The organism is Pseudomonas sp. 2VD (assembly GCF_005503585.1).
GTDB classification, from domain to species: domain Bacteria; phylum Pseudomonadota; class Gammaproteobacteria; order Pseudomonadales; family Pseudomonadaceae; genus Pseudomonas; species Pseudomonas aeruginosa.
The window spans coordinates 1-17,792 of record NZ_SCND01000088.1; the positions used below are offsets into that span (position 1 = coordinate 1).

The window sequence follows — 17,792 nt, forward strand, 5'->3', positions numbered from 1 at the left end:
GCGCCCAGCCCCCCGGAGCACACCCCAGGCACCGCGCCCTGCGGCGCCGAGGCGCCCACTGCGACCGCCACCGTCCCGGCCGCGCCGAGCAGAACCACCGCCCACATCACCACCCAAGCCGCCGGCACCGGGGTTGGTCACGAACACACGTTGAACGATGTTCGGATTGCCCATCATCGAGCGGCCACGGGCAATATCCATCAGCCCTCGGCCAATCCTCCAGGCGTTCACGATCCCCCGGAGCACGACCAACGCGGCACCGACACCCACGACTCCGGCAGTTACCCCAGGTGCCGCATCGGTGAGTCGAGTAAGCCCCTGAAACAAGGGCCGCAAGGCGTCGGCCGCCGCATCAGTCATCGGACGAATCGCGTCACCAACCGCCCGCATCCCTTCGTTCGCGGCCTGGGCGACTTCAGCCCAGCGCTGGGCTGAGGCCTCCCGGCGTTCCCTCAGGTTCTGGTCCAGAATGCCTGTGGCAGATGCCGACTCCTTCTTCAGCGACTCGTACAGCGCCTTGTTCTGCGTGTAGGCGGTAAGAGCCGCCTTAACCTGCATATCCGCGAAAATATCGCCGGTGCGCAGTGTCTGTTCCAGGGCCTCCATCATCGCCTTGGCCTTGGCCGGGTCCGCCTCCTTGCTGATGGCGGCGGTTGCCTCGGCCATCTTCTTGGCCTTGGCTGGATCGGTGCGCTGGATGTACTGCTGGGCCAATGCAAAGCTGGCTTCCAGCGTCGACATTCCGCTTTGCAAGCCAGTATTGAGCGAGCCTTGATAGTCGATGCCAGCCTTCTGGTAGGCTCGCACAACATCGCTGGAGCCGATCTTGGCCATCCAGTTCTTCAGGTTGTTGGCCGCCTCATCGGCACCGCCGGCCGCCTTCATCTGCACCTGAAGCATCGAGCCCAGCTGCGTGACGGCATCCATGCCGAAGATCTCCAGCTTGCCCATTTCCGCGAGCAGTTGCGGAAACCATCGGGCCATGTCACTGGCCTCGAACGAGCCGGCCTGGCCCTGGAAGGCGATAGCCTCCAATGCTTTCTCCATCACCTTGGGATCGGAGATCTTCGCGTTCTGCTGGAGTGCCTGCATCATCCGCGCGGTATCCACGCCGCCGGCGCCTTGCCCCACCACGAACTTGGCCGCGACCGGAGAGAACCCCGACGCCACGTCCAGATCCATGCCGGCGCTGACCAATTGGTTGATCACATCGGCCACTTCGTTGCGCGCCATCCCGGTGTCGCGGGAAGTGGTAATGACCGTGCGCGACAGATCCCGCTCTTCAGCGGAACCGGCCACCCCAGCCTTAATCGCGATATCCCGAATGATCGCCTGGTAGTCCGCGCTGATCTTCGTAGGCACAGCCAGAGCGGCGGTGCCGGCGACCGCCTGGCCGACCGTCGAGCGCATACCGGACTTCCCGGCCTCCAGGCGCGCCATGCCGCTGGCTTGGAGCTTGATGCCCTGCGCCTCGCGGGCGGCCCAGCGGAAGGCATCGCCGAGTCGCCCCGCCTCCCTGGCGTTGTCTCGCAGCACGTTACGCAGCCGGCCCATTTCCGTTTGCTGGTCCGCCAGGCTGCGCTTGGCTTGCTGGGCTTCACGTTGCGCCACATCGATCCGGCGCTGAATCCCCCGGACTTTTTCCGCGTCGGCCTTGTTGTCGGCCGCCGCCTGGGCTTGGCGTTGCTTGTACAGTTCGGCCGCCGCCTGGGCCTGGCCCCGCAATCGCTTCGCCTCCCCCTTGTTGCCGCCCTCGGCTTGCCGGTTGGCCTCTTGGGTCAGCTGCCACTGGAGGTAGCGCAGGCGGTCCATTTCCGTCGACTGCGTAGCCAGTCGCCGGGTCCGAGCCTGATCCGCCGCGGCCAACTCGCGATTGAGCGATGCCAGCCGGGCGGTGGCTGCTGCATGCTGAGACTCCAGCGCCGCGCCGACCCTCTGCTGTTCGCCATAAGCCCGCAAGGTGCTGCGGCGCTGCGTGTTGCCCAACTCCAACGCCGCCTTGGTCTGGGCCTTGAACAGATCCAGCTCCCGCCCCTTGGACTGGAGCTGGTCAATACTGCCCTCGACGGTGCGGAATGCTGCATTCAGCGAACCGCTCACGGCGCCGCCGATCAGCAGCCCGAGGGAGAGTTGATTGGACGCCATAGGATTCTCTGTCGGTTGAAGGTGGCTCAGTCACTGAGCCACCAGATCATGCGAGCCAACGGCATGGCCTCGATATCGGCGACGGAGAAATGGAACTCCGCCGCCAGACGCCTGGCCATGCGCTTGTGGTGCTGAACGCTATACCCCGTCGTCCTGCACCAGGCGAAAGTAGGCGGTTTGCAAGCGCCGGTAATCGACCATGGTCAGCCCCTCCAGATCCTTTCGGCCAACCTCGGCCAGGGTCGAGAACAGGGCCAGCTCGCGCTGTGCCTCTGTCTCAGCGCCCTGCTCTTCCGACGCCAGGATGTCACGGACTGTCGGCGCGCGAAGGGTCAGCTTGTCGACCTTCACGCCATTGACATCGGCCGTGGAACGCAAGCTGACCGTGGCGCCGGTGGCACGCAATTCCAACCACGCGGGGGTTTTCTCTTTCATATTCACTCCTTAAATGCCCAGCGCTGCGCGCGTTTCAGCCAGTTGGTCGACACCGTTGATAACCCGCAACGGCGCCAAGGGATCGATTTCGAAGACCACGCGGCCGTCGACTTCGAGCTTGTAGTAGGTGACGCCCACCGAGTACTTGAATTCGGCCTTGTCGCCGGCCTTCCAGTCGCCCGGGTCAACCTCCTTGAGGGTGCCGCGGATCGTCGCGACCACCGCCGTTACCTTGCCTTTATGCGCCTTGAAGGATCCACGAAAGACGCCACGGAAGGCGGTGCCATCGGCCAGGCCGAAGAAGTTCAGTGCCTCGCGCCGCACCCCGTTGGTGGTGAACGACGACTCCATGCGCTCAAGCCCCATGTCCATGTCGACGGAGCCATCCATGCCGCCGGCGCGGAACTCGTCGGTCTTGACGGTGACCTTGGGCAGGGTCAACGACGGCACATCGCCTTGGAAGCTGATGCCGTCGATGAACAGGTTGGTATTGGTCAGTACCTGCGGAATCATTGCCATTGCACGCGCTCCTTATGCTGCGTCGAGGACTTCGGTCAGCCACTGGTCGGTGACTTCGACGCGGAAGTTGGGGTTCTCGGCCGGCGGAACGTCGGTGAATCGGATGTTCCAATACACCTTGCCTTGGGAGAGCTGGCTGGCCGTATTCAGGTCGGGGTCGGCGTAGACCTCGAAGTTGATGACCGCGCCCTGGTTCTTCAGGTCGCGCATGAAGGACTCCAGCCCCTCGGTCACGTCAGACACATAGGTCTTGGTGATCGAGCGGTCGACCGCCCACTTGTGCCCTGCCAGGATCGCATCCATCACGATATCCATCGTCCGTACGCGGGTGACGAATGCCCACTTCGCATCCGAAGACAAGGTGCGGTTGCCCCACAGGCGGTAGCCGTCATCGCGGATGATCGTGGTGATGTTCGCATTGTTCAGCAGGTTGGCTCGGCAGGTCGGGTCGCCGTCCAGATACTCGATGGGCCGCGTGGTGCCCGTGATCCCGACGAATTCCTTATTCGAGGGGCTGGCCCAGAATCCATACTCGGCATCGGTCCAGGCGAACAGACCCGCCACCCAGGCCGAGGCCGGGGCGTCGGTGGTGCTGCTGGTCTCGGTGTTCCAGACCTGGACCCCCGGATCGACCATGTACAGGCGCTTGCTGCCGAAGTTGGCGGCGTAGGCTATGGCGGTCTCATCATCCTTGCCCGGCCCGTCGATGATCGCGATTGCCCGCATGCGGCCGGCCAGGGCGTCCATCGCACTGGCCACTGCCTGCCGTGCGGAATGCCCGGGCGCAATCAACAGCCGCGGCTGAGCGTTGAAACGCGACTTGCCGTCCAGCAGCGCCTCCAGGCCGGTACGCTCGCCTGTACTGTTGATGCCGCCGATGATCGCGCTGGCCTGCTCTTCGGGCGTGCCCGCCGCTTCCACACCGACCGCCACGATGACAGCTTGGGCGCGCATATAGATGGCCTCGCACGAAGCGTAGATCGGCGAACCGATCCCGAACGCCGCTGCCGCTTCCTTCTTGCTGCTGATCAGGACCGGCACGTTCGGCTTGGCGGTCGCTCCAGCTCCCGGAGTAAACACGTCACACAGACCGATGATCGAGCTGGAGGGCAAAGCAATGGTCCGCGCGCCCACGTCCACATTCGTTACCGTGACGCCATGGAAAAAGCTCATTGGTAGATCTCCTAGAATGAAAAGCCCCGCACTAGGGCGGGGCTCAGTTGGTGCCTTCTTCGGCCAGCCAGGCAGGCGGCTTCGGCCTGGAGGCAGGGTCGGGGAATGCCGGGTTATCCGGCCAATTGCGCAGGGCCGCGCGATAGTTCATAACCTCTACGAACTGCTCAGGTTTGAGAGTGGTGTCACTACCCAGGTCGCGCTCGTCACGATGCCGGGCCACCAGGCCATCGGTTACTATCAGTTGTGCGTCGCGCCATGCTCGAGCCCGCGCGACAAGCCGCAGTTCGTCTGGCGGTGGAGGGTCGACTAACACCGGAAGACCAGAGGAGTCGACGGCAATTCGCTTACCAGACTCCTGCCCCGCCAGTATCCGCTCATACAGCGCCGTACTGACCGACACTGCATCGAGCGGCCAACCACTACCCTCTTCGTAGACCTTTCGCAAAGAAACGGGATAGAACGCCACCGCCGACGGCGAGAAGACATAGTCACTGGAACTCATCGACCGAACGCCTCCCAGAACAATACGGATTGGAGTTGATAGCTGTTTTCGAGGGTCGCCCCTGTCGTTGTCAGTCCATAGAACGCAGTGCTCGCGTCAGTGCCAGGATGGAAATAGGCGGTCTGGCCAGCGAATCCGCCTAGGCATTCGTTCGGGAAGGGAATCGGAAACGTGATGGTCGCTGTTCCATCACCCGCTACCGTGACGCGACCCCACTGGCGGATAAATCCAGTGTCGTTATCCCGCCACCAGCCGGTGGAATAGAGCCACGCAGTCGAAGGTACACCGGCCCCCAGACTCTCACGTGCCCACGTAGGGTTATTCGCGCCCGTTCCACCCAGGTGTACTGGGAGAATCCCGGAGGTAATTTGGCTAGCATCGTGCGTATGCGAAACACGGGCATACACCGAGAGATCCAGATTTGCCGCGGTATAGATTGGGCTCCCGCGCCAAAGCAGATTCCCAACATCGTTCATCCCCAGGTCGCCCGCATATACGCCGCTCCAGTGAAACCAGAGCCGCGGCGCATATTTGTAGATCCGCCCGTTCGCGCCGATCAGTTCGGCTTCACGAATCTGAATGGCCGCCTGCGCGAGCCCATCGCCTGCCACCGCCGAATAGAAAATGGGACTCTGGCTGTTGAGACCCGCATTCAGCGCATCGGTGATCCCGTAGCCCGCCAACGTAGTGGGCTTGCCGCTATTGATCTTGCTCCAATCCAAATTTGGGATATCAGCGGCAGACAACGGGCCTCCCGCTGTCACCAAGCCCTTGGCGTTGATTGTCACCTTCGGATAGGCACCGGGCACCACCCCGCTATCCGCCAGGGTCAGCGCAATGGAAACGTCCCGTGTTCCGTCGAACACCGCACTGCCTGTTGCGGCGCCGCTACACGCAAGAGCCCGTTCAGCCGACAGCTTCGTGGCGCTCGCCGCATTGCCGGTAATCGATGCCGGCAGTTGCCCCGCACCGTTGAGCCGTAGCAGCTTGTACGGCATTGGCTCTTCCACCGCCTCACTTTTCGCCAGGGCATCGGTGATGCCATAGCCACCCAGGGTAGTGGGATTGCTGCCGCTGGTTGCTCGTCCCTTCGCGTCGATTGTTAGGCTGCGGTATGTACCGGGAGCGATACCCGTTGGACTCAAGGACAAAGGCAGCGTGATCCCGCCGCCCTGCTCTCGCGTCATCTGTCCAGTGGCGTCATGAATCGCGCGAACTTCCAGCAGGGCCTTATCCAGATCCGCGACCGTCGCAGTCACAACATTAGGGTCGACCAGAAGATTGACGATTTCTGCGTGGCTGACCGCGATATGCAACCGGACGGTCTGGGTTCGCCCCGCGCCCTCGCTGACCAACGGCTTGTAGCTAGGCGCACAATCCGCCACAGCGATCATGTCGCCATCGGAGTCCTCCAGACCCAGCTCACGCATCCACCAGCCCCCTACGTCCTGCGGCAGAATGGCTTCGGCCACCAGCACGCTAGGATTGTCCTCGGCCGCTACCAACCGGTTCAATTTGACCCGGTAGCGCTGTCGGATAAGCGCAGTTTGCGACGGACTAGGGACCGGGTCAGGCGTCTCCCCAGGCGCACCGCCTCCATCACCGATCAACATATGTGTAATGTCACGCCGCAGCCCGCCGGCCGCCGCCTCGACTTGTTTGGCAGCACCCTTGTCGGTAAGGAAGCCCCCGTATTGCTTGCTCATGGATTGGCCCTCGGGAATACATCCAAGATGTCACCATCGGTCTCTACAACCGCGGTGTAGACCTGAAGCTTGGGCTCGAAGCGAATGTCGAGCCCGACGATATGGCGGCTGACCGGCCGCGCGTCATCCAGCAGGCGCTCCACCTCGCGATAGGTGGTTTCAGTGATACCGCCGCTGCTGACGCCAACTTCGATAGAGAACGTGCCAGGCTCGCCGGGCGGGTCGGTCTGCCACCACTCGGTCACCGTCAACAGGTAGCCAATGGGCTCGACCACTCGACGTAGCGCACCGATAGTCCCCTTCCTCGCGTGGATCTCGAAGGCCGAGCGGATTGCTGCCCGCTTTGTCGGCACCGACCACTCGTTGTCCCAGCGATCCACGGACCAGGCCCAGGCCAGCCACGGCAGGATGTGTTCCGGGCAGGTATCAGGGTTGACCAGCAGCCGTAGAGGCACGTCCGCTTCTTCGTCCGTCGCGTACTCCAGGGCGCGCTCCAGCTCGGTCGCATTGCTCGGTAACTGACTCATGCGTCCCCCTGTACGACCTTCACAGACGTGCAGTAGGCCGCCTGCGCCTTCGTCGGCACGATATCGACCCAGCCGTTGAGCACCACCTTGCGAACGCCGGTGATGTGTAGTTGGGCGTCAATCGCCGACCGGGACACCTCGACACCCAGGCGACGGCGCGGATTGATCCAGGCGTTTATCCGCCGCTGGCACTCGGCAAGGATCGCCTCGTTCTCCGACCCGACGCCTTCCATGTACACCACCGCATCGATGCTGTACGGCAGCACCTCGGCGCTCTGCACTGTCAGCCGGTCGCCGACCGGCCGGATATCCTCATCACTCAGTCGGGTATAGACGGTATCGAGCAACGCCTGATCGGCGCCCCCCTGCCCTTCGACGTGCAACACGGTAACCACCACCTCCGCCGGCCTGGGGCTTTCGGCCGTCGCATCACCGACCAGGGCAGACGCACTGCGCGCGTGCAGGATGTAGCTGGACCGAGGCCCTGCGGTGGTCAGGCCTTCATAGGCTAGCTGGACGCGCTCCCGCAACGCGGCGTCGTCCTCCATCACCCGCTCAGTCGGTGGAACCGCCGACTCGTCGGCCTCCCGTATCACCAGGCGCTGTAGCTTGACGTTCGCCGCCAACTGGTCAAGGTCGCTACCCTCGGCATAGGCCAGCAACAGCGCCTTGGCCGCCGAGTTCACCCGAGCGCGGTTCTGCATTCGACGGTAGGCCGCCTGCTCGAGCAGCTTCACCACCGGGTCACTTTCCAGTGCCGCGTTCCACTGGTCGCCCATGTAAGCCCTGAAATCCGCCAGCTCCTCGGCATAAACCGCCTCGAACTCCAACGGCTCCAGCACTTCGGGCGCCGGCAGTGAGGCCAGATCTACGGTACTCATGCGCTGACCTCCAGCATTACGGAGTCACCCAGGTACACCCCGGCCAACTCCAGATCGATCCGCCCACCCATAACCGCCACCACTCGGACACGCTCCAGGCGCAGCCGAGGTTCCCACCGGCCAAGCGCCCGTGCGACCTCGGCCTGCACGGCACTCTTCCAACCGTCGTTCACCGGCAGATCGACCAGGCGCCGCAACTTACTGCCGTACTCCGGGCGCATGCGCCGGGTGCCCAACGGGGTAGTCAGAATGTCCTCGATGGATTGCTTCAAGTGGGCCACGCCGGAAAGCGGCTGCCCGGTCCGTCGATCCAGCCCAATCATCGATCCCCCCTACTTACGAACGAATTCCACGCGAGCCACCAACCACTCGAACACCTCTTCGGTGTCGGCGACGACCTCGCTATTGCGCACCTGCACCGTCACACCGCCGGGCATGATCAGGGTGCGCTGTCGGTAGGCCTGATCGATGAACGTCACCGGCAGCTCGGGCGTCGGATGATCTTGAACCGGCGCCTGGACGGCTTCCGCTTCTTCAGTCTTGGCTTTGGCCATTGGCCCCTCCTGAAACGACAAAGCCCGCACAAGGGCGGGCTCAGCGTTGAGTTATGTTCAGTGAGTGTGATGGTTGCTGTTGCCGGTGGTGTCCATGATCGAGCCGCCGCTGGTGATATTGCCGGTGACGTGCAGCGTACCGGCCACTGTGACCTTGCCAGCCAACAGGATCTCGCCGGCCTGGACGGCTACCTGCCCCGGGGTAACGGTGACCGAGGCGCCGCCAACGGTCGTCGTGCAGGTACCTGCCGGGAGGGTCACCGCGTAGCTCTTCGCCTGCCAGTCGTAGACCAGGGAGCCGCCATCGGGAAACCGCCAGACCTCCACGTTCTCGCGGTTGTCGGGCTGGTCGCCGGCGACACCGTACAAGCCGGGAATGAACGTCCCCATGTCGGCTACGCCGCTGGGACTGATCAGCACACCCTGTTCGCCGAGGCTCGGCGCTCGCCAGTGACGCGCCGTGCCGGCGGCCAGGCTGTGCCAGCGCACCCAACCACTGATCCAAGCCCCTGCCTGCACGCGCACCCGAGCGGCCGCGAGATCCACCGCAGCAACCACGCATGGCTTGATCATCGCCGCAATCATGCGGTCATGTTCCGCTGTCGCGTAGCTCATAGCGGGATATCCTCGGGCGCGAAGTAGTCCCCCTCATGACCGGGACCAGTGTCGGGATCGATGCCGAACAGCAGCTCCTCGCCAGACTCGTCCTTCCAGGGCCACTCCTCGGCCCCTACATAGACCGTTTGCGTCCACTCCACCAGCCAGACACAAAAGGCGTCCAGCTCAGGCTTCGTGTAGTCCTCGCCGGCCTGGACGAACTCGGCTTGCGAAACATCGTCCAGATTCCATGTCTGGTCCCGCAGCAGATGGGCAAGCTGGGTTGCCAGTTGAACGGCCTTGGTGCGGTTCTCCGCGCGCTCCCGGCCTACGACGATGCGGGCTTGCACATGCAAGGTCAGTCCCACCTCGCCCGAGCCCTGATCGGGATCCTGGCTCGGCTCGAACTCCGACACCTCCAGCAGGATGCACGGCGCTGGCATCCGGTCCTCAATCAGCGTATCGAACGCGATAGAGCGCATACCGGCGAGCGATGTGTTCAGCTCTGCCTCAATCGATCGGTAGAAGTCGAGCAGCACGAAGTCAGCCACGCGCGCCTCCCTTGGTCAGCTTGTGCAGTTCGTAGGCGAGTTCGCGCTGGGCGAACTCAAGCAGTTTCTGATCGGCCCGCTTGGCCCAGGCATCGAATAGCGGACGCACGTCGTCCAACAGCACCTTGGCCTTGGCCAAGGGAAAGCGGCCGTACATGTCCGCGTCCATCGAACCCCGGCGACCGTAGGCCATCGATCGAACGTCGCTGGCCGGGTAATCGCTCGGGTCGAAGTGCGGACTGGCCGTTCGAATCCAGATATCTGGCTCGCCCCCGTACACACGGGCATAGAAGGCCCCGCGATAGGTTCGCCCGGCCACCGTCACCCCCGCCTTTCCCTGACGAGGCCGGCCGATTCGGCTGGCCTCGATGGGGTTGATGCCAAACCAGAGCTTGCCCTGAGTACCCGAGCCACGCACCGGATACGCGATCAGCCGCTGCCGCACCGCCCGAACCGCTATGCGCTCCTTCTGGCCGACCGCCCTGGCGATATGCGTCCGCAGCCAACCGAGCGTCTTGTTGATCGCCCGGCGCTGCGCGTTCATCGCCGCTTTCGGGTACGCCGCCGCCAGAGTCGAGAAGGCCGCCATATCGGCGGCCTTCGGCTGGACGTTCAGCGTACCGCCTCGCGCGGTCACCCGATGGGTGGTACCGATAGCCATCAGTCCCTCCTCAGCAGCAACGCGACCAGGCCGGTGCCATCAGGCTCCCGCCGCACGACGATATAGGCGCCGCCGTCTGGCGGAGGGAGATCCACGACGATTCCCTGTCCAACCTCCACGCTCGCCGCATCGCTGGCCAGAACGGTGAACCGCGGCTCACGCAATGGAAGCGGCGCGGTACCCATGCGCGGAGCCTGCCATGGGGCGGTAAACTCCCCCAGCACAGGCTCTGCCCGCCCTTCGAAACGGGCAGAGTCGCCCAGCTCATCGAACAGCAGCGCATCGAGATCAGCGAATCGCTCATGAAAGCGCATGGCTATTCGCCGTCCTCGCCGCTCTGCGCCTGGGCATGGTCCTTGGCCAGACCGATAACGCCCGCAGCCAGCAACTCATCCCGCAGATCCGCGCTGGCCGGCTCGTAGGGCTCGCCCTTCCGATAGATATCGCGCCCGTCCTGCACGCAACCGCTAATGACGATGTACTTCGACTTTGCGGCGGCCATGTCACACCACCTTCGCGAACAGGAAGGCATCCGGTTCCAGCAGGCCGGACAGCGCAGCAGCCTGGAGCTTCACCCAGCGCACGCTCGGCTCCTTGGTCGTCCAGCTCTTCGGGAAGCGCGACGCCTCGACCAGGCCACTCTCGATGGCGTCGAGATCCTGAATCGCCCCGTACAACATGGCGTTACGGGTGTTGGTCGAGCCCAGGATGATGCCGCCCGCCGAAATCATCGGCTGCTCTTTCTTGTCGCCATCATCGGGCACGAACCACTCATCGTAGCCGTAGAGATCCAAACCCGGATCGTTGAGATAGCCGAGGTAGGTAACGCCATCAGGCAGTTCCTCGGGCTTGATCATGCCCAGGTCGACGCGACGAGTGTTCAGCTTTTTCATGACGCTTTCGTCGTTCTGGAACGCATCCAGGGCCTCGCCGCTGAGCACCGATACGTTCGCCGTGCGCCCGGAATCCTTGGCAATGAGGCGCTTCCAAGCCCTCAGATTGCCAATCGGATCGGCGCCACTGGTCCCCCACTTGCCGGTGGCCAGCGTCACCCTGTGGGTATCTTCCATCTGGAAGTCGATAACATCATCGACGCCCTCGCCCTTCACGTTGAGGCGGCCGCCGCTGAGCACCTGAGCACACATCCACTCTTCACGACGGGTAATCTCGTCGTCGAGGTCCGCCAGATCCTTGCCCAATTGCTCGCCGGCCCGCTGGAGCGCGGACTTGGTAGCGAACGGGTTTTCACCAGGCGAACGCTTCAGGATCAGCTCTGCTGTGGTCTCACGCTTGGGCTGGATGTACGGCGGCTTGTAGGTGGTGCTCCGGTAGCCGGAGCGCAGCGACAGGCTTCCCGGCAAGCGGGGATGCACGAACGGAGCCATCTTGCGGGTGCCCTTCACGATATCGATATCCACCGCAGTGGTACCGAAGGTCACCGGGTTGGCGCCATTGAAGAACAGGTCACGCAGGAAGGTACGCGGCCGCACCATCTGCTCCACCGCATCGAGCATCGTGCGGCAGTCGAAAATATCGGTCATCTGGTTGAACTCCTATCAGCGAACGAAGAGGCAGAACGGGCGCAGAGCATCGACCAGGCTGTCACGCCCGTGGCCCTCGCCTACGGTGAGCGCGCCGAAACGCACATCGCCGGTCAGTTGCAGCGGCGCGACCTTGGCACCTGCCGAGGTATCGACGGCCTCCAGCAGAACCGCGCTCGGCGCCTGGGAGCCATCGTCGGCGGCGGCAACCGACAGCTTGTACTCCTTCGAAGCAGTGACCCGGCCCAGCACCGCGCCGCGCTTGAGTACCTGGCCGGCAGCGATCACACCGGAGCCGGTGGCAATGGGGAAATCACCGGCCGCCAATTGGTCCGGGACGTAGGTATTGCGTTGCACTTCGTACATGGCGGATCTCCTTTTAGCGGCGCTTGGCACCGGACACGATGGCGGATACCGCGGCACCACGCTCCTTGCTGGCCGCGTCGTCGCCAGCCGGCGTGGAGGCCGAGGCCCCGGTGGAGTCGGCAACGATACCGGCGAGGGTTATGCCGCGATCAGAGGCCGCCTGGAGCAGTTGCAGGGCGGTCGCTTCGACACTGGTACCGGCTTCGATGGCAGCAGCCACTTCCTTCTCGAAGCCCTTGCTGGCCAGCGCACTGATGCCCTGGATGCGCTTGCGCTCAGCGACGGCCGCTTCGGTACGGGCCGCCTGGATCTCATCGACGCCGACGCTGGCCACTTCGATGATGTTCGGGTCGATGCCGCTGGCCAGCGCCTCGCGCAGCTCCGCCGTGGTCTTCACGACTTTCATACTTGCTTTCCTCGGTTGGGTTGCGGCCGGTTTGGCCAGTTCAGTGATCAGGGCTTCCAGGCTGCCGAGTCGGTGCGCGAGGCCGGCTTTCACCGCCGCGGCACCGACCAGAAGGCCGCCGTAGTCACCCATTTCCGGGATACGTTCAGCAGCCACGCCGAGATTGCGGGCCACCTTGTTCTCGAAGACTTCAGCCAGGGCATCGACGGTCTCGCCGATCTTCTTGCGCCCTTCTTCGGTGGTGACGTCAGGCCGCTTGTTCGGGGCGTTGCGACTGACCACCTGGTAGCGCTTCGGCTTGTCCGGTCCATCGGGCTGAGCCACCGCCTCAACGATGACGCCGATACTCCCGGCCATCGCCGTCTCGTCGATCACGATTTCCTCGGCAGCACTTCCGATCCAGTACGCAGCGCTAGCCAGGTAGCCCCCGGCATAGGTAACGATCCGCTTGCGCTTGCGCCCCTCGTACACCAGCTCGGCCAGCTCGTTGATGCCGGATGCCACGCCGCCTGGGCTATCGATGTTCAGTACGATGCTGCGGACTGCCGGGTCATCGAGCGCCCGCCGAATGTCCGTGGCCAGCACCTGGGTGCTGGTGGCTCCGCTGATCTCGGTAAACAGGTTCGCGTAACGGAAGATGGGGCCGGTCACTGGCACGATGGCCACGCCGTTGCGAACAGTCACCGTGCGGGCCTTGTTCAGGCGCTCGCCTTCGCGGGTCACCAGCGCTTGGGGGTCACCCATTCGCTCAGCGATGGCCAGCAGGTTCTCCAGATGCTCGGGCAGCATTAGCCAGGGCTGCGATGCAGCCAGCTCGAATGCGCGCATGGTTATTCCTCGTCGTCGGGACCGGGCGCCGGCGGCGCCTCGGTTTCGCGGCCCTTCGGCAGCGTGTACAGGTTGTTGGCGCGGCGCTGCTCGACCTCTCGCAAGCGCTGGTTGAACACCTGCTGCCAGGGCTCGCCAGTCATCGCCGCTGTCTCCAGGGTCTCGTTGGACAGGCCGTACTCGATGCGCTTACCGGCGGCGTTCGCCTCCTTCAGCTCGTCGATGGCGCCACGCGCCGGCCCGATCCATAGCGCCTGGCAGTACGCACGCCGCTTGATCGGATCGTGATAGCCCGGCAGGTCGATCAGTCCACGCGCCACCGCTTCGTCAATCACCAACTCCCGGCTCGGTTGGCAGAAATCGCAGGTCAGCCACCAGCGGCGCAGGCTGTAGAATCGCCAGGCTTGCAGCATGGCGGCCCGCGCAGCGCTGTAACTGGTGCTGTAATGCAACAGCACCTCGTCCGCGGGGATCTCCAGGGCGGCGCCTATCTCCTTGACCACCGCCATGAAGAACGGGTCGAACTGCGCATTCGGCCGGGCAGGGTTGGCGACAACAGGCTCTTCGCCCTCGCCCAGGTCAACCACCGCCCCCTCGCCCAGCTCCAGGGCCGGCGCTTCGTCGTCGGTGGAGGCACTGCCACCACCGTTCACCAGGCCCGTCATCGGCAGGCCGCCGGCGTTGTTGTAGTCGGAGCCCTTCTTGATGAACACGGTGAACATTGCCGAGATCACCGCCGCCATAAGCTCGGCGCTGCTGTAGCGCTCCAGCTTCTGCAACGGCTCCAGCACCGGCGCCAGGTACGGCGCGCCGCGCTTCTGGCCGGGCCGTTCCTTGTCGGACATGACGTGCAACACCCGGCGCCGTCCGGTCTGCGCACCGAATGCCGGTAGACGCTGCCAGGTTAGCGGCCCGGCAGTCGGCAGGTCGTTCGGGTAGCCCGAGCAGACGTGATAGGCAACCGGTGCGCCGAGTCCGTTGGACTCGATGCCATCGACCAGCCCGGCGCTATCCAGGCCGTGTCCGGGATTGCAAACGCGCTCGGCCTCGATCAATTGCAGGCGCGTGCCGAAGATGCAGCCGGGCCGCTCCTCGAAGGGCGTTGCCACCAGCACATCGCCGCCGACCAGCGACGACACCAGGGTCAGCGCCTGGAGCTGATAGTGGTTCAACGTCGCCTCGGCATCGCACTCGGCTGGGCTGTCGGCGTAGTGGTTCCAGATCCAATCCAGTTGCGCATTCAGGCGCTCCGCTTCTTCACCGGAGATCCCGAGCGCCTGGTGGTCGACCTGCGCCCGGCAGACCAGCCCCGTACCAACCACGTTCGTGCGCAGGCGCATCACGACCGCCCGCGCGATCAGGTGGTTACGCAGGGCATCCCGAGAACGGGCGATCAGCATATTGCGCTCGCCGCGGTTCAGGTCTCGACGAGGACTACCCAGGCCAGGAATCCAACTGGCCATGCTGCGGAGCATGCGTGAAGCTCCCCGCCAGCGCGTTTCCGTGCCACCGCCGCCCCCCTGCGCCATCGGCGCCGAGGGCCTGGCCGCCGCCTTGGCCAGACGAAGGGCTTCGCGCATCAGTTGTTGCTCGGGTGAGCGTCGGAAAAAGCCCATGGTCAGATCTTCAGGTAGTAAACGCGGTTACGACCCCGCCCGTGCTGGGCGGCCTCTTCCTGAGCGGCGGCCGCGGCATACTGTTGTTCCAGCATCCGCAGAGACGCCAGCTCGGCTTTGTACACCTCACGCTCGCCACGCTTCAGGCGCTGCCCCTTTGACAGGACGTCAGATATCGCCGCCCGGACTTCCTCCAGGCGCTGTTTCGCTGTGGTCATGATTTCCCTCAGTCAGCCGACCCGGCTGCGTGTACCGCGACCGCGTGGCACCGCCCGCTTGGGCATAGGTGCCACGGGCTGGTCGCCACTGAACAATGTGGGTTGCCGCACCTGGCGCTCCAGGGCATCCCATTCGTCATCCCGCAGAAGGTGGGTTTTCAGGCTGCGCGCGGCATGCAGGGCATACACCTCGCAATCCAGCGCCTCGTTACGCCGACCCGCCTTCTTCTGCCAAATCATCTTGGTGGGGATGCGTGGGTGCGGCGCCAACACCTCGTTGGTGAACTGCTCGAAGTAGTCTTGGCGGATATCGCTGTACCAGTGCATCCGCCCCGCCCCAGCACCCACCAGGCGCACACGGGAATCGAGCAGGGTCTTGGCCTTGTGCGTGCCGACGATGTACACCCGCAGGCCGTACTTCGCGGCCTTGGTGTTGTCGCGGGCGGTGTCCACCGAGGCAGACGGCCGGGAGAAAATCTCTTTCTCCAGGCTATCGCGGGAGGCCCCCTTGATCGCCATGATGTTGAAGCGCTGGCGGTCCCGGACGTAGGCGTAGACGGCGTGGTTGGTGTTCCCGTCAGAGCTGTCGATGCTCACCGCCGATATAGCCAGCTCGCCGCCGCCCTCCATCGGGATCGGCTTTGCCAGCAGCGCATCCAGTTCAGACCAGACCCCATCGCTGGGGTCGGCCGGGTTGCCGCGCAGCTCGTTCCAGAACAGGCGCCAGGACTCCTCCCCACGCCCCCAACCGACGACAATCACCGCCAGGCGGTCGCCTTGTACGTCCACCCCTGCGGTAGCCAGCAGCACGCCAGCCGGTGCCGTCCATTCGCCGTAAGCCTTGGCGCGCTTCACCAGCTCCTCGATCCCAGGCGCATTGCTCTTGAACTCGTAGCTTTCACCCTTCGAGCTGTTCACGAAGGCGATCATGGGGCCGATGTTGCCCTGGGCGGCGGCATGCTCGGCCTGTAGCCACTTCTCCATCAGCACTGCGAAGCGTGAGCCGTAGAACGTCGCGATCAGCTCGTTCATGTCGTAGCCGGCTATACCGCGAAACTCAGCCGTCGCCACCCAGCGGCCATGCTGTAGGTTCGCGTTCTTCTGCGCGTCGTCCCACACCGACCCGCAGTGCGGGCAGGCGTAGTAGGCCAGCTCGGGGCGCTTGTGCCCGTACACTTCGTGATACTGCGTCGGATCTTCCGGGCAGTGCAGGTGATCGAAGCTCAGTTCGTGTTCCTGGCCGCAGTCGTGGCAAGGAACCATGGCAATGCGCTTATCCGACAGCTCGTACTCGGCATCGATGGCCGACAGCCCCTTGAGCGTCGGCGTGCCGCCGATGATCACCTTGGATCGTCGGTAGGTCTTCAGCCGCTCCTTGGCCAGCTTGATACTGTCGCCCTGCCCCCTCAGGTTCAGGTTGCAGTCGTCGGGCTCCTCGACGCCGACACGGGGTACCGGCGTTGACTTCACGCTGGAGGGGCTGTTGGAGCCGACCAGCTTCAGGAAGCCACCGGGGAAGCGCTTGAAATCTTGCCGCTGTTGGAGCTTGCGGCTGCGAAGATCGATCTTCTTGCGTAGCCGAGGTGTGGCCTCCACCATCGGCTCCAGTTTCTCGGCCACATACTGCTTCGCAGCTTCAGCCTTCGGAAACAGGATCAGGATCGGCGAGGGGTCAAGATCGATCCACTTGCCGAGGGCGTTGCCCAGCACGCCGGAGGTCCATGCGACCTGGGCGGACTTGCGCCCGACTACCTCGGTCACATTCGGATCGTCCAGGGCCTCCAGAGGACCACCCGGCCACACCAGATGGGGGGTCACCTCGAACCGATAGGGGCCAGGCTTCGCCGCCTCCTCGGGAGACAGCCAACGATACTTCCGTGCCCACTCGGCAATGCTCATCCGCGGCGGCGGAGACCACTTGCGCGCCATGCGGCGAACGGCGTTAATCGCCGTCTTCTTCAAAGCCCTCTTCAGGGAGCGCGTAGTCAGTATCCCCGTCTGACGGGGCGTCATCCGGTTCATACTCGGCCAGTTTCCTTAGGGTCTCTTCCATCGGTTCGCGAATCAGGCTTTCGTCGACCTCAATGCCATAGCGGGCCGATAGCGATGCCGCCAGCGCATCGGGGTAGGTGTTGAGCAACTCGACCTTGGCCGCAGTGATCATCGCTTCGTAAGCAGTCGCCATGTCGGCCACCAACGCCACCTCGCCCACATCGCGGGCCAGGGCGATCTCCTCGCGGTCGGCGCGCAGCCTGTCCAGGCGGTCCCGTACCGATTCTTTCTTGCCGTTGAGGGCGGCGACCTGCACCAGCCAGCCGATCACGTCTTCGGTGTCGTACTCGTTCTCGTTCCCGCGACCGAGCCCAACCGACACCACCGGCATTCCCTCACGCTGCCACCGGCTCAAGGTGCGTTCGTCGCGCCCGACGATCTCGGCCAGATCGGCCTTCGTCACTCTGCGACCCATGCCTAACTCCTTGAAAAGACGGACATTCCTGTAGAAATCACAGCTAGAGGGAAAACGCGAGTCCGCGTACCCGTATAGGGCCGGGGACCGGGGAAG

The 17,792-nt window shown here is 64.1% G+C and carries 22 protein-coding genes; all 22 read right to left on the reverse strand.

Annotation, left to right across the window (positions count from 1 at the left end):
- Positions 1-2,145: phage tail tape measure protein (locus tag FFS27_RS12405; RefSeq protein ID WP_137952029.1), on the reverse strand; the 2,145-nt coding region annotated here is incomplete at its 3' end.
- 138 nt (positions 2,146-2,283) lie between these two features.
- Entirely contained in the window at positions 2,284-2,580 is a 297-nt protein-coding gene (locus tag FFS27_RS12410) for a phage tail assembly protein (protein WP_137952030.1), read from the reverse strand.
- A gap of 9 nt (positions 2,581-2,589) precedes the next feature.
- Positions 2,590-3,099 carry a phage major tail tube protein gene (locus tag FFS27_RS12415; protein ID WP_137952031.1) on the reverse strand — a complete coding sequence of 170 codons (510 nt, stop codon included), beginning with the start codon at positions 3,097-3,099 and terminating at the stop codon, positions 2,590-2,592.
- Between the two features lie 12 nt (positions 3,100-3,111).
- A complete protein-coding gene (locus FFS27_RS12420) occupies positions 3,112-4,272 on the reverse strand; it encodes a phage tail sheath subtilisin-like domain-containing protein (protein WP_137952032.1) in 1,161 nt (386 codons plus the stop codon).
- A gap of 43 nt (positions 4,273-4,315) precedes the next feature.
- Positions 4,316-4,777, reverse strand: coding sequence for a phage tail assembly chaperone (locus tag FFS27_RS12425; protein ID WP_137952033.1), 462 nt, complete (start codon positions 4,775-4,777; stop codon positions 4,316-4,318).
- Positions 4,774-6,483, reverse strand: coding sequence for a phage tail-collar fiber domain-containing protein (locus FFS27_RS12430; RefSeq protein WP_137952034.1), 1,710 nt, complete (start codon positions 6,481-6,483; stop codon positions 4,774-4,776). The genes FFS27_RS12425 and FFS27_RS12430 overlap by 4 nt, the downstream gene beginning before the upstream one ends.
- Positions 6,480-7,010 (reverse strand): phage tail protein I, encoded by a 531-nt coding sequence (locus FFS27_RS12435; RefSeq protein ID WP_137952035.1) that lies wholly within the window; start codon positions 7,008-7,010, stop codon positions 6,480-6,482. Before FFS27_RS12435 ends, FFS27_RS12430 begins: the two co-directional genes overlap by 4 nt.
- Complete coding sequence (locus FFS27_RS12440; protein WP_137952036.1) at positions 7,007-7,891, reverse strand: baseplate assembly protein; 885 nt, start codon at positions 7,889-7,891, stop codon at positions 7,007-7,009. Before FFS27_RS12440 ends, FFS27_RS12435 begins: the two co-directional genes overlap by 4 nt.
- Positions 7,888-8,214, reverse strand: a complete 327-nt coding sequence (locus tag FFS27_RS12445; RefSeq protein WP_014603890.1) for a GPW/gp25 family protein — start codon at positions 8,212-8,214, stop codon at positions 7,888-7,890. Before FFS27_RS12445 ends, FFS27_RS12440 begins: the two co-directional genes overlap by 4 nt.
- A gap of 9 nt (positions 8,215-8,223) precedes the next feature.
- Entirely contained in the window at positions 8,224-8,445 is a 222-nt protein-coding gene (locus tag FFS27_RS12450) for a hypothetical protein (protein WP_137952037.1), read from the reverse strand.
- Positions 8,446-8,502: 57 nt separating this feature from the next.
- A complete protein-coding gene (locus FFS27_RS12455; protein WP_137952038.1) occupies positions 8,503-9,060 on the reverse strand; it encodes a phage baseplate assembly protein V in 558 nt (185 codons plus the stop codon).
- Positions 9,057-9,593, reverse strand: coding sequence for a hypothetical protein (locus FFS27_RS12460; RefSeq protein ID WP_137952039.1), 537 nt, complete (start codon positions 9,591-9,593; stop codon positions 9,057-9,059). The genes FFS27_RS12455 and FFS27_RS12460 overlap by 4 nt, the downstream gene beginning before the upstream one ends.
- Positions 9,586-10,254 carry a hypothetical protein gene (locus FFS27_RS12465; protein WP_014603894.1) on the reverse strand — a complete coding sequence of 223 codons (669 nt, stop codon included), beginning with the start codon at positions 10,252-10,254 and terminating at the stop codon, positions 9,586-9,588. The genes FFS27_RS12460 and FFS27_RS12465 overlap by 8 nt, the downstream gene beginning before the upstream one ends.
- On the reverse strand, positions 10,254-10,568 hold the full coding sequence (locus FFS27_RS12470) for a head-tail joining protein (protein ID WP_033940811.1): 315 nt from the start codon (positions 10,566-10,568) through the stop codon (positions 10,254-10,256). The genes FFS27_RS12465 and FFS27_RS12470 overlap by 1 nt, the downstream gene beginning before the upstream one ends.
- Positions 10,569-10,570: 2 nt before the next feature.
- Positions 10,571-10,756, reverse strand: a complete 186-nt coding sequence (locus tag FFS27_RS12475; RefSeq protein WP_058157498.1) for a hypothetical protein — start codon at positions 10,754-10,756, stop codon at positions 10,571-10,573.
- A gap of 1 nt (position 10,757) precedes the next feature.
- Positions 10,758-11,795, reverse strand: coding sequence for a major capsid protein (locus FFS27_RS12480; RefSeq protein ID WP_137952040.1), 1,038 nt, complete (start codon positions 11,793-11,795; stop codon positions 10,758-10,760).
- Between the two features lie 15 nt (positions 11,796-11,810).
- Complete coding sequence (locus FFS27_RS12485) at positions 11,811-12,161, reverse strand: head decoration protein (RefSeq protein ID WP_014603897.1); 351 nt, start codon at positions 12,159-12,161, stop codon at positions 11,811-11,813.
- Between the two features lie 13 nt (positions 12,162-12,174).
- Complete coding sequence (locus tag FFS27_RS12490) at positions 12,175-13,395, reverse strand: S49 family peptidase (RefSeq protein WP_137952041.1); 1,221 nt, start codon at positions 13,393-13,395, stop codon at positions 12,175-12,177.
- A 2-nt stretch (positions 13,396-13,397) separates the two neighbouring features.
- Entirely contained in the window at positions 13,398-15,011 is a 1,614-nt protein-coding gene (locus FFS27_RS12495) for a phage portal protein (RefSeq protein ID WP_033940816.1), read from the reverse strand.
- A 2-nt stretch (positions 15,012-15,013) separates the two neighbouring features.
- Complete coding sequence (locus FFS27_RS12500; protein WP_014603900.1) at positions 15,014-15,229, reverse strand: hypothetical protein; 216 nt, start codon at positions 15,227-15,229, stop codon at positions 15,014-15,016.
- Positions 15,230-15,241: 12 nt separating this feature from the next.
- A complete protein-coding gene (locus FFS27_RS12505) occupies positions 15,242-17,191 on the reverse strand; it encodes a phage terminase large subunit family protein (protein ID WP_335926920.1) in 1,950 nt (649 codons plus the stop codon).
- Positions 17,172-17,696, reverse strand: coding sequence for a terminase small subunit (locus tag FFS27_RS12510; RefSeq protein ID WP_015649057.1), 525 nt, complete (start codon positions 17,694-17,696; stop codon positions 17,172-17,174). Before FFS27_RS12510 ends, FFS27_RS12505 begins: the two co-directional genes overlap by 20 nt.
- Between the last annotated feature and the right edge of the window lie 96 nt (positions 17,697-17,792).